8 protein-coding genes and 1 pseudogene are annotated in these 11,733 nt (G+C 40.0%); 5 read left to right on the forward strand and 4 right to left on the reverse strand.

Annotation, left to right across the window (positions count from 1 at the left end; genetic code table 11):
- The first annotated feature begins 299 nt into the window (after window positions 1-299).
- Window positions 300-2,330 carry an ATP-binding protein gene (locus tag CWC02_RS07285; RefSeq protein WP_138617344.1) on the forward strand — a complete coding sequence of 677 codons (2,031 nt, stop codon included), beginning with the start codon at window positions 300-302 and terminating at the stop codon, window positions 2,328-2,330.
- On the opposite strand, the gene ppc is transcribed toward CWC02_RS07285, so the two are convergent.
- Window positions 2,327-4,972 (reverse strand): phosphoenolpyruvate carboxylase, encoded by a 2,646-nt coding sequence (gene ppc / locus CWC02_RS07290; protein WP_138617346.1) that lies wholly within the window; start codon window positions 4,970-4,972, stop codon window positions 2,327-2,329. The genes CWC02_RS07285 and ppc overlap by 4 nt on opposite strands.
- Before the next feature lie 424 nt (window positions 4,973-5,396).
- Here ppc and CWC02_RS07295 point away from each other — a divergent pair, with 424 nt between their 5' ends.
- Both CWC02_RS07295 and CWC02_RS07300 read left to right on the forward strand, forming a co-directional pair.
- On the forward strand, window positions 5,397-6,143 hold the full coding sequence (locus tag CWC02_RS07295) for an SDR family NAD(P)-dependent oxidoreductase (protein WP_138617348.1): 747 nt from the start codon (window positions 5,397-5,399) through the stop codon (window positions 6,141-6,143).
- A 10-nt stretch (window positions 6,144-6,153) separates the two neighbouring features.
- Window positions 6,154-6,762, forward strand: coding sequence for a flavin reductase family protein (locus CWC02_RS07300; protein WP_138617350.1), 609 nt, complete (start codon window positions 6,154-6,156; stop codon window positions 6,760-6,762).
- Window positions 6,763-6,776: 14 nt separating this feature from the next.
- Here the strand turns inward: CWC02_RS07300 and CWC02_RS07305 are convergent, their stop codons facing one another.
- Window positions 6,777-7,856 (reverse strand): M24 family metallopeptidase, encoded by a 1,080-nt coding sequence (locus tag CWC02_RS07305; RefSeq protein ID WP_138617352.1) that lies wholly within the window; start codon window positions 7,854-7,856, stop codon window positions 6,777-6,779.
- A gap of 129 nt (window positions 7,857-7,985) precedes the next feature.
- Here CWC02_RS07305 and CWC02_RS07310 point away from each other — a divergent pair, with 129 nt between their 5' ends.
- A complete protein-coding gene (locus CWC02_RS07310; RefSeq protein WP_138617354.1) occupies window positions 7,986-9,206 on the forward strand; it encodes a M24 family metallopeptidase in 1,221 nt (406 codons plus the stop codon).
- Between the two features lie 152 nt (window positions 9,207-9,358).
- Entirely contained in the window at window positions 9,359-10,765 is a 1,407-nt protein-coding gene (locus tag CWC02_RS07315) for a YfcC family protein (RefSeq protein ID WP_138617356.1), read from the forward strand.
- 218 nt (window positions 10,766-10,983) lie between these two features.
- Here the strand turns inward: CWC02_RS07315 and CWC02_RS07320 are convergent, their stop codons facing one another.
- Together CWC02_RS07320 and CWC02_RS20945 are read right to left on the reverse strand one after the other, a co-directional pair.
- Entirely contained in the window at window positions 10,984-11,313 is a 330-nt protein-coding gene (locus tag CWC02_RS07320) for a HigA family addiction module antitoxin (RefSeq protein ID WP_138617358.1), read from the reverse strand.
- Between the two features lie 10 nt (window positions 11,314-11,323).
- Window positions 11,324-11,561, reverse strand: a pseudogene (locus CWC02_RS20945) (type II toxin-antitoxin system RelE/ParE family toxin); the annotation flags it as partial.
- Window positions 11,562-11,733 lie beyond the last annotated feature (172 nt).

An 11,733-nucleotide genomic window follows, 5' to 3' on the forward strand; every position in this document is an offset into this window, starting at 1 on the left:
GCTCTCAGAGTTGAAAGCCAGCATATTTTATTTATAACCCTAACTGAGTCAATAGCTAGCAATTAAATAGGTATGACCAGCATTAAATATAAGAATTTATAACTAGAAAAATACATTTTAGACGTTACCTTAAATTAACTTTTGACGCTTTTTTTATACATGCACGAGAATTCTGCCTTTAATTTAAGCCTTTTCAGATGCCCTTAAAATGAATGAAAACTTACAATGAACATCATCTTAAAGCAGTAGTGTAAACACGTATTATCTGTTGATACATGTTTCAAAGGTAGGGAAAAATCATGAGATTCATGGTTCAAATTATCGCAGGCATGTTATTGTCAATTCCTTTGCAAGCAACTGCAATTACAGCAATAGAATTTGAAAAACTCCGCAGCCAAGTTAAAAACACTTACGCAAACTCAAGACAACTAGGTTTAGAAGAAGTAAGTAAGCTACTAGCTAATACTGAGTTGAATCTTGAACAGAAGATCATTATGACCAACTATAAAGCGTGGTTTTTATCTGGTAATAATAAACTAGATGAAGCGATGACGACGCTTGTAGAGTTCGAGAATATGGTTGCCAAATCGAAAGATAAGAGCTTGATGTATGGCTACTTTAATATTTCGGGAAATATCTATTCTCATTTAGGGTTATATCAAGAAGCACTTAATCAATACAAATTAGCCCTCCCTTTTGCAAAGATGAGACATAATAACCTTGTAATGCAAACTGAAAACAACATCGCTGTTATCTACTTAAAATTACACTTCTATAATAATGCGGCAGACATATTTAAAAGATTTAAACAATATAGTAAAACAAACAAAGACACCTTTAATGAATCAATTACGACCAATCATCAGGCAATAGCTTTGCTCGGTTTAAAAGAATATGAGCAAGCATTAGAGCTACTTACTGACATATATGACTTTCAAAAAGACAACAACTTTGTTTTGCATCAGGTAGTTAACCTAACCACTCAGGGAAAAATTTATAACTCTCAAGCACAATTTAAAAAAGCAGAAACAATATTGAAAAAAGCACTCAATTTACTAAATGAGGATAATCTTAAAAGCGATAAACTTGCTGTAGTATTAGAACTTGCAAAAACATATGAAGCCCAAAGCAAACCTGCTCAGGCTCTAGCACAAATTCAGTCAATTGATTTAAAAAATAAAAAAATCTCTGACTATGAATTATTGCTAGCTACACAAGAACTATCGGCCTCTTTGCATTTACAACAAAAAAACTACCATGCAGCAATTGATGCATACAAACAGCTCTATGAAACTAAAGAAAAAATTCTGAGAAGACAAACCAGTACTAATCTTGCCAAAGCGTTGACAGAATTAGATATAACGACTAAAGAAGCAGAAATTGAACTTTTAACTAAATCAAATCAAGTTCAGGCTTCAAACAATAAAGCAAATAAAGTGATCTTTATGGCGATTGCTTTTACGTTATGCTCAATTTTAATCGTATTAACGTTGATGACAGTGAGGACGAAGCAACAAAAGAATGTTCTATCTAAAACATTAACAAAACTTCATAACACACAAGCACAACTTATTGAAATCGAAAAAATAGCATCGTTAACCGCATTAGTATCAGGTATGGCGCATCAATTAAATACGCCCATTGGCACCATTGTAACTGCCAGCTCTTTAATTGATGATCAACTAACACTTATTTGCCAAAAGTTTAAATCTCAAGAGCTGTCTAGCAAGCACCTTCATAGCTTTTTAAACGATACAAACGATGCAAAAGATTTAATACAGGCTAGCATCGCTCGACTTGCCAGTATTGTCGAAGAATTTAAGGCACTCAATGTGTCTATTGATTTAGATAAACCGCTAGTCCAGTTTAACCTAACAGAAGAAATATCACGCAGAGTTCTGCCTTTCTCAAGTTACTTAGGAAAGTGTATTAAATTCGATATTCAGGGTGATAATGTTGTAATAACTTCTTACCCTGCAATTATTGGTGACATATTAAAAACCTTAATCATTAATTCCTGCGAACATGGTTTTGCAATAAAGCTACACGGTTTAATTGAGATCGAGATTAGAGCTTTTCCTAAGCATGTCGAAATTATTTATCAAGACAACGGGGTCGGTATTAAGGAAGCTATCTTGCATGATATCTTTACTCCTTTCTATACCACTAATATGGGCGATAAACACCTAGGACTTGGGTTAAATGTTGTTTTTAATGCAGTTAAATTTAATTTGAAAGGAGAAATATGCGCCGAGCCTTATGAACACGGCGCACGATTTGTTATTAGCCTACCAATCGATGCTCGATTGGTTGATGATACTAGCTATTAACCGGTATTACGCATACCTGCAGCAATACCTGTCATAGTGATCATCAAGGCATTATCAATATCGCCTTCAGAGCCCTCGTCAGCTTCGCGTGAACGACGCAGTAACTCAACTTGTAATAAGTTAAGTGGATCTGTGTACGGGTTGCGAAGCGCGATTGACTCTTTGATCCAAGGTTGGTCTGCAAGCAGGCTCTTTTGTGGGCTAAGCGATTGCACAAGCTCAATAGCCTCACTCAACTCCTGACGAAGTTTTACGCCTAATGGCTTATATTGCTCAGTTACTAATGCATCATCGTAATGCGCACTTAACCATGAATCGGCTTTACTAAATACCATTTCTAGCATCTCTAAACGAGCACGGAAGAATGGCCATTTTAAGCTCATTTCGTGAAGTGTCTCGATGCCATACTTATCTAAAGCAGCTTTAAGGCCTGTTAATGCACCTAACCAAGCTGGCAGCATTAAACGGTTTTGGCTCCATGCAAAGATCCATGGAATAGCACGAAGACTTTCTACCCCACCGTTCGGGTTGCGCTTCGCAGGGCGAGAACCAAGTGGTAATTTAGATAGCTCTTGCTCTGGCGTTGCCATTCTAAAGTAAGGAACAAAATTTTCATCATGGCGCACAACCTGGCGGTAATGCTCACACGAATCAGCACTGATCAGTTCCATAACATCACGCCATTCGCTCTTCGGCTCTGGCGGCGGTAGCAAGTTACTCTCGAGTACAGCACCAGCATAAATATTTAAGCTTTGCAGGGCAACAGCAGGCAAACCAAACTTAAAGCGGATCATTTCACCTTGCTCTGTTACTCGCAAGCCACCTTTTAATGAACCTGGAGGCTGTGAACGTAGTGCTTGCGCAGCTGGCGCGCCACCACGACCAACCGTACCACCACGGCCGTGGAATAAAATAAGTTCAATACCGCGATTTTCGGCTAATTGAACAAGTTTATCCATAGCTTCATATTGTGCCCAACCAGCAGCCATCATACCTGCATCTTTTGCTGAGTCTGAGTAGCCAATCATGACATTTTGTTGGTTTTGAATATGACCACGGTACCAAGTGTTATCAAGTAAACATTCGATAACCTCTTTACCATTATTTAAGTCATCTAACGTTTCAAATAATGGCGCAACCGGTAAGTTAAACTTACAACCACTTTCTTTAAGCAGTAACTGTACTGCCAGCACATCAGATGCAGTGCGTGCCATCGAAATAATATACAAACCAAATGTTTGAGCATCTTGCGCTGCAATTACATCAAATGTATCTAGCACCTCTTGTACTTCTGGGCTTGGTTGCCAATGCTTTGGAATAAGCGGACGTCGAGAGTTTAGCTCAGCAAGTAAGAACGCTTGTTTGTCTTCTTCTTGCCATTGATGGTAATCACCTAACCCTAAATAACGTGTTAGTTCAGAGAAAACATCACCATGACGCGATGAATCCTGACGGACATCGAGTTTAGCAAGACGCAGACCAAAGCTGTTAATACGGCGTAGTACATCAAGCAACAAGCCATCGGCAACTACTTTCATGTTGGTCTTAATAAGCGAGCGATAGCACACTTCGATTGGGTGTTTAATTTGCGCGATATCGGTAATTAAATCTTCAGAATCAGTGCGCTTATTCTTAATTTTAGCGCCCAAATGGGTCACAGTTTCGGCAATTTGATTCTTTAATTTTTTAAGTACCGCACGATAAGGTTCAAAATCTTGACCTGCAAGCTCAATAAGCTCATCGCTTGCATCCGACATTGATAGCTCATTGCTTAGCGTTTCGATATCACGCGAATACAAATCGAGTGCCATCCAGCGGCCATGATCAAGTACTTGCTGTGTGACTTCAGCGGTGACGAACGGGTTACCATCACGGTCACCGCCCATCCAAGAAGTAAATTCTATTGGGCTGAAATCAATAGGCAGCTCAAGATCAAGCTCTGATTTTACGTCCTCGCCAAACTCCCGTAAGAAACGCGGAACAGCGTGCCATAAGCTATTTTCAATAACCGCAAAACCCCATTTAGCCTCGTCGATTGGCGTTGGGCGTGAACGACGAATGTCGTCGGTATGCCACGCTTGGCTGATAAGTTGGGCAATACGATTTAATAAATCTGCACGTTCACTAGGTAGGTTATCTTTACGCTCTAAAGAGGCAAGACAATCACTTAATTCAACGTGTTTATTAATCATTGTACGTCGTGTCACCTCAGTTGGGTGAGCCGTCAGTACTAAATTGATGTGGAGTTTTGAGAGTGTTTGTGCCAAGTGATTAGGATCAACTTGACCTTGCTTTGATGCTGTTGCTAACGCTTTTAATGTTTGAGTGAGAGGGTTTAGTTGGCAAAAACCAACATCATTAAAGCGCGATACGGTATGAAATTGTTCAGCAACATTAGCAAGATTCAAAAAATGATTAAATGAGCGTGCAACCGGTAATAATTCTTCATCTGTGAGAGCGTGTAGTACTTCGATAAGCGCCTGTCTGTCGGCTTCGTTACCACTACGTGACGATTTAGATAAAGCGCGAATCTCTTCTACCTTATCTAAAATGGCTTGTCCTTGTGCATCTTTAATGGTTTGACCCAGCATTTGTCCAAGCATACTAACATTACCGCGAAGTGCAGCGTATTGTTCACTCATTCTCATACTCCTTTCTTTAACTAAGTTGAAAGTACTTACTGCACAGTATTTAGCCAAGCACGAGCGCAGCTAAATACTGATCCCTTTTATTAATATCATTGTCAGCGTTAATTTAATAGATCGAATTTTCTAACATACTCGTAAAAAAGAATAACCAATCTATAAACATAAAAGTGTAATAAATACGCAGCTTAGTCAGCTACAAAGCGTTAAAGCCAACCCGATTGGTAAAATGGACTTACCAATTTAAAAGGTAAAATCCCCGTAAATTAAGGCATCCTTAATGTTTGCATGGTCAAATCTTTACCCGCCTTTTTTTATATGTTTGTAGGGTTAGCTCAAGACAAACAGAGCTACTTTCATTTTATTAGTTGGTGATAGTTTGAGCGAAATTTTTTTCAAATATTTTTATAACAGGTCAAAAATGCAACTCTATATTTTGTGTGGTGCACGCAGTGAAATTGCAAATGCCTATTTCACTACTCTTCATAAACAAATCAACACGGGTCATATCGTCACCATCAGTCGAGATGAATTTAAGGCAAGTTTCAATGAGTCATCAAGCAATGAGATAAGTCACCAGCATTTTATTACTGATTATTCAGAGCAAAGCTTAAGTGGCATTGCTAAAGAACTTGCCGATGGCCACTATGATTTAGCCCAGTTGATGATATTTAACGGCCTATTACATGATCCAGATAATGCGCCTGAACGTAAACTTGAACAAATATCTGAGCAGCACTTTATAAATAGCATGATGACGAATGCTCTACTACCAATTCGCTGTGTGACTTTATTCTCATCGCTTTTAAAGCCACAAGTTTCAACTGTGGTGTGTGCCCTTAGTGCACGTGTTGGTAGCATCAGTGATAACAAGTTAGGCGGTTGGTATAGCTATCGGGCATCGAAGGCGGCATTAAATATGTTATTTAAATCTGCAGCGATTGAACTTAGCAGACGCAATAAAAAGTGCTACTGCGTGTTATTTCACCCAGGTACCACTGATACGCCTTTATCAAAACCCTTTCAGGCAAATGTACCCAAAGGAAAGTTATTTCCCCCTGAGTTTGTAGCCGAGCAGCTGTATTCATTGATAAGTGATGCTGACTATTTACAACAATCACAAAACCCTGCCTATTTTGACTGGCAAGGAAAACCCATAGACTGGTAACAGGAAATTTATGCATTTTACAAAACAAGTCATTGCTGATTTAGAAAACCGCTACCGCGCTCATTTAATTAATAGTTTGTCGGGGTTTAAAAGTGCCAACTTAATCGGCACTCAAGATAGCAACGGCCAAACCAATTTGGCGATTGTCAGTTCAGTATTTCATCTTGGGGCACATCCCCCTTTAGTGGGTATGATAATTCGCCCTCATTCAGTGCCTCGCCATACCCTAGAGAACTTATTAGCCACTAAACAGTACACGATTAACCACGTAAACAAAGACATTTATAACAAAGCACATCAAACATCGGCACGCTACGATAAAGACGAGTCTGAATTTGATGCAACAGGGCTCAGTACTGAATACCTAAATGACTTTACAGCGCCTTTTGTAAAAGAAAGTAAGCTTAAATATGCGCTTGAGCTGAGAGAACACCACCACCTTGCTATTAATGGCACTGAGCTGATCATAGGTGAAATAAGCGACATTTACTTAGATGATGCGTGTTTGCAAGAAGATGGCTTTGTTGATATTGAAGCCATTGATACAGTCGCAGTAAGCGGGCTTGATAGTTACCATGTAACTGAACGTTTAGCCCGCTTAGCGTATGCTAAAAAGTAACCTTTAATTTAGCACTAGATTATAAATGGCTTAGGCGCATGGGTTAACACCTCAAAACCAGATTCGGTGACAACTATGTCATCTTCAAGGCGTACACCACCATAGCCTGGTATATAAATGCCAGGCTCAATGGTGATCACATTACCAACTTCAAGGTTGTAGTCTGTCAGAGTGTTGATGAATGGCACTTCATGTAAAAACAGCCCTAAACCATGGCCAAGCCCTTTACCGGCGTATTCGCCAAAGCCCGCCTCAGTAATCACCTTGTTTGATATAGCATTTAAATCTAAACAGTTAATACCCGGTTTAACCATTTCAAGTGCCGCATTTTGTGCATCAAGAACAGTATTATAAATACGGGTTTGTTTTTCTGACGCTTCGCCAATGATGTAACTGCGGGTCATATCAGAGCGATAGCCATTTACAACCGCACCAAAATCAAGGGTTACAAAGTCACCTTGCTTTAAAACCTGATCTGACGGGTTACCATGCGGCAAGGCTGAGCGCTCTGCAAACAACATGATAGTGGCAAACGACATACCTTCTGAACCTAGCTTTTGCATTCTAAATTCAAGCTCTAAGGCAAGGTCACGCTCAGTCACACCCGGTTTAAAATAAGGTAGCGTTTGTGCTAATGCTTCATCAGCGATGGCCGCAGCAGCTTTAATTTGTGCAACTTCCCAGCTATCTTTAACGCGCCTAAGTTTTTCAATTAAACCGTTTACCGCTGTTAATGTGTGGCCGTTTAGCTCATCTGCCACACCTTGCCAAATTGCTACCGTGACATAACTTGCATCAAATGCGACATGGCTGTTTGGGTTAAGGTGTCTATTTATACAATGGCCAAGGGTTTCGTTGTCTCTGTCTCGACAAACAACTTCAAACCCTGTTGTTTCAGCAATTGCACGTTGGTGGTATCGGTAATCAGTGATCAACACACACGCATTTTGAGTAATTAATGCATAAGCAGCATTACCGCTAAAACCACTTAAGTAACGAATATTTTCATGACCAAGTACTAACATGGCGCTGTAACCTTGTTGTTCTGGCAAGGCTTTAAATTCAGCTTGTCTTTTTAAGTAATTAACTTGCATTGTCGCTCCTTATTTTTTGCGCATGCTAACAGTTGTAGCCACAAATACGAATATTATGCGATTAGTCGCAGTGAGTTTGCATCAGCTGTTTACTCAAGCCACAATGCAGAAAAAACCAAGGAGTACACAATGACAACATATGGTATTGGCACACAAACACCAGAGCAGGCGCTTGACTCTTTGTCAGATATGACAACAGATTTAACCCCTATTCAAAATGACGAATTTCATGCGCGTATCGCAAAAGCACAAGCGTATATGCAAGCAAACAATATTGATGCAATTTATTTAAATGCAGGCACTAACCTAGCCTATTTTACAGGAATGCGTTGGTACGCAAGTGAGCGTTTAGTTGGCGCTATTTTACCTGCTAAAGGTGATGTGCAATACATAGCGCCGTTTTTTGAAATCGGCAGCTTAAACGATTTTATGGTGATTGACGGCCCAATTCGTGGTTGGCAAGAACACGAAAACCCATACCAATTGTGTGTTGAAGTACTGTCAGAAATGGGCATTAGCAAAACAGGCACCCTTGGTATTGATGAAAGCGCACAGTTTTTCATCTACGACGGCATTAATAAAGCTAATAGCAATTACAAGATTGTTAACGCACAGTGCGTTACAGCTCACTGCCGTATGCATAAATCAGCCAATGAACTTGCCTTAATGCAACGTGCAATGGACATGACTTTAGAAGTACACAAAGCAACGGCAAGTATGCTTTATGAAGGCATCACCACAACTGAGGTTGAAGCCTTTATTAAAAAAGCGCACCAGAAAGTCGGCGCACCGGGTAACTATTTTTGTATTGTGTTATTTGGTGTTGCGTCGTCTTTTCCGCATGGTGTTAAAAACCCGCAAACCCTTAAAAAAGGTGACGTGGTACTGATTGATACTGGCTGTAAAGTGCATGATTACCTCTCTGACATTACCCGTACTTATGTATTTGGTGAAGCAACCGAACGTCAACGTATGTTTTGGCAACACGAGAAAAATGCCCAACTTGCTGCTTTTGCTGCCGCAAAAAATGGTGTGGCATGTGGCAAAGTAGACGATGCTGCAAGACAGTACCTTGCCGAAAATGGCATGGGACCAGAGTATCAAACACCAGGCTGCCCACATAGAACCGGCCATGGCATTGGTTTAGATATTCATGAATGGCCATACCTTGTGGGTGGTAACCCTACTCCACTCGCAACAGGTATGTGTTTTAGCAATGAACCTATGATTGTCGTACCTGATGAGTTTGGTATTCGCTTAGAAGATCACTTTTATATGACAGACGAAGGTCCGCGTTGGTTTACCGAGCCAGCTCATAGCATCGATGACCCATTTGGGTTAGCTAAATAAAATTCAAATAAACTTTATAAGGCCAGTTTTCTGGCCTTTTTTGTATCTGAATTATTACAATCATTAACAGTGTGGACATTTTAGAGACAACCTATCCGCTTTTATCATGTTATGATTTCAAGAATTTAACCTAACATAATTATGGAGAATAAATGGGTTTACGTTTTAAAGTTCCACATACCCTGATACTGCTGCTGGGCATGATGGTTGTTGCGCTTATTGCTACTTGGTTAGTACCACAAGGTTTTTTCACTACTACATTAAGTGAATCAGGCCGAGAAATGGTTGTTGCGGGCACCTATCAAACAGTTGCTGAGCGCCATTACTTAACTCCATGGGATTTATTACAAGCCATACCTCGCGCTTTTGCTGCTGCTCAAGATGTTATTTTCTTTGTGTTAATTGTTGGCGGTGTATTAGCTGTTGCACGTGCCACAGGCACTGTTGATGCGCTCATTGGTAGGCTTTTAGAGCGACACGGTAAAAAACCGCAACGATTAATCTTTATGGTGGTGTTTTGCTTTGCCTTAGCATCAAGCAGTATTGGTACCGCCGGCGAATATATTCCTTTTGTTATTATTCTCGTCGCGCTTTGTAAAGCAATGCGCCTAGATGCAATGACCGCCGTAGGTATGATAGTCGCAGGTTATGGTATTGGTTATGGTGTTTCGGCATTTAACCCATTTACGGTATTAATCGCACAACAAATTGCAGGTATTCCTGTTTACTCTGGCTTAGAGTTACGTTTAGCGATATTTATTCCATTTGTACTTATTGGTTTTCATCATGTTTGGCAATACACCAAAAAGGTAGCGAACGATCCGTCTAAATCAATGATGATTGGCGTGCCTTGCCCACTGGAAAATCAAACAGCAACAAGTTACCCAGCTCTTGCCCTGCGACATAAGCTTATTTTAGGCAGCTTTATTATTACCCTTGCAATTGCAGTATGGGGCATCGCAACGAAGGGCTGGTACTTATACGAGCTAGGTGGTGTTTTTATTGCGTGGGGTGTAGTTGTCGCCATTTTAGGCAAACTATCTGCTGATGAAGCAGCAAACAAATTTATAGAAGGCGTGTCTGATCTTGTTACCACCGCAGTGTTAATTGGTGTTGCACGTGGTATTGCACTTATTTTAGAAGACGGCCAAATCCTGCATAGCCTTGTACATGGCATGTCGTTACCGCTTTCTTATGTATCAGCAGAAATATCAGCAATTGGCATGCTGGTTATTCAAACCCTGCTTAATACCTTTATTCCTTCTGGTTCAGGGCAAGCTTATGTCACCATGCCACTGATGGCGCCACTCGGTGATTTAGTGGGTGTACCAAGACAAGTTGCTGTGCTTGCTTACCAATTTGGTGATGGCTTTTCAAATATGATCATACCGACTAATGCCGTGCTTATGGGTATTTTAGGCATGGCAGGTGTGCCTTACGGCCATTGGTTTAGATTCTGTTTACCACTACTAATTAAACTAATGGTCGCAGCATCGGTTGTATTAGTTTTAGCTGTAATGTTTGGCTATGGCTTAGATGTACAGCCCACACTTAATTAAGTTAGTTGAGTGAGCTAATTGGCTCCTAAATGATGCACGCTAACACCTATGTGTTAGCGTGGCTCTGAGCATTACTTGCCACAAATAATTGTCAGATGAAAAGCTAATTATAAAAACTTCTGTACGAAAGCTTTTAACTCGTCTTTCTCAGCTTCACTAGCAAATGAATTTGCCGTAATGATCAAGATTGTGGATTAACAATATACGTTATGAGTTCTTTAAATAGTTTGTGATGTACGTAGTGAAGTTTCTTTAGCAGAAAGTAAGGGTTTTACAGATTTAGCCTCTTCTTGATAGCGGTTTCTCGTATCCCATAAATCTACGGAGTGTTGGATATTAAGCCAAAACTCTGGGGTATTCCCTAACGCAGCAGCTAGCTTAATTGCAAGTGGCGCCGTTAAGCTACCGCCATTAATCAAGTTACTAACTGTATTTCTATGCACACCCATTGCTTCAGCTAAAATTTTTGATGTAATGCCCATAGGCTCTAAAAACTCTAGCTTCAGCATTTCACCTACACTCACTGGACGACGCTTTGTAATACGCATAAACCTTACCTCAATACTTATTAGGGTCTAAATAAGTGTTTTCTGCTACACCATCAACCCACTTAAAAATCAATCGATACTGTTTGTTCACGTATTGAACACCAATCTTTCAAGTTACCTTCAAGATGTTTAAACCGGTTATCTGGTGGTACTCTTAAGTCAGATTCAGCCTTTACTGCATCTAATATTTCTAGCTTACGATATAAAGCATTCTCGATAACCTTAGGGATTAATCGATGACGCTTATCCTCTTCATAGAATGCTTAGAGCCACTCATCCTTAAAATCTACAGCCATATCCTTGCACTGTCCTATTGTGCATCAGTATAGAAATAATAGCGCACAGTCACAATGTGCACAACATATACGTTTAAAAATCACTCTGGGCACTTTTGTCGCGTATAAACTTATTCGTAGAAAA

Source organism: Pseudoalteromonas sp. S2721 (assembly GCF_005887425.1).
Classification (GTDB): domain Bacteria; phylum Pseudomonadota; class Gammaproteobacteria; order Enterobacterales; family Alteromonadaceae; genus Pseudoalteromonas; species Pseudoalteromonas simplex.